This is a genomic window from Streptomyces capoamus (genome assembly GCF_014654935.1).
GTDB lineage: Bacteria > Actinomycetota > Actinomycetes > Streptomycetales > Streptomycetaceae > Streptomyces > Streptomyces capoamus.
Map to the genome: position 1 here is coordinate 401,345 of NZ_BNBF01000002.1, position 653 is coordinate 401,997.

The following is a 653-nucleotide window of genomic DNA, read 5'->3' on the forward strand; positions in this document are numbered from 1 at the left end:
ACTCCACGCTCGCCTCCCTGAAGGACTTGAAGGGCAGGAAGGTCTCCACGAGCATCGGCTCGGCCGCCGACGGCACCCTCGTACGGGCCCTGCAGCGAGCCGGCATCGACCCGGACAAGGGGATCTCCAAGCTCAACCAGCAACCCGCGGTGGGCGCTTCGGCGCTGTCGGCCGGCAGCGTGGACGCGCTGTCGCAATTCGTCGCCTGGCCCGGCCTGCTCGCCTTCCAGGGCAAGGCCAAGGCCCTGTACGACGGCGCCCAGCTGAATCTGCCCACGTTCCACGGCGTCACCGCCCGCGAGGACTTCGCGAGTCGGCACCCGGCCGTCCTCGAAGCCTTCCTCAAGGCGCAGGCCCAGGCCACGGACTACCTCAACGGCCACCCCGTCACCGCGGCCGAGAAGGTCGCCGAGGCCACCGGCCTGCCCGCCGAGGTGGTCTACCTCTACAACGGCGCCCACGGCATCGCCACGTTCAACCCGGCGCTCGCCCCCCGGCTCGTCTCCGCCCTGAAGCAGGACGTGGCCGTGCTGAAGTCGGCCAAGCTGACCGGTGACATCGACGTGGACTCCTTCGTCGACGACCAGTTCGTGAAGAAGGCACTCGGTACGACGTACACCAAGCGGCTCACCGCGCCGCCCCCGCCGGCCGCG

At 70.3% G+C, this 653-nt stretch carries 1 protein-coding gene; it reads left to right on the plus strand.

Annotated elements, in window-relative coordinates:
• Positions 1 to 653: ABC transporter substrate-binding protein (locus IE312_RS38915; protein WP_229899096.1), on the plus strand; the 653-nt coding region annotated here is incomplete at both ends.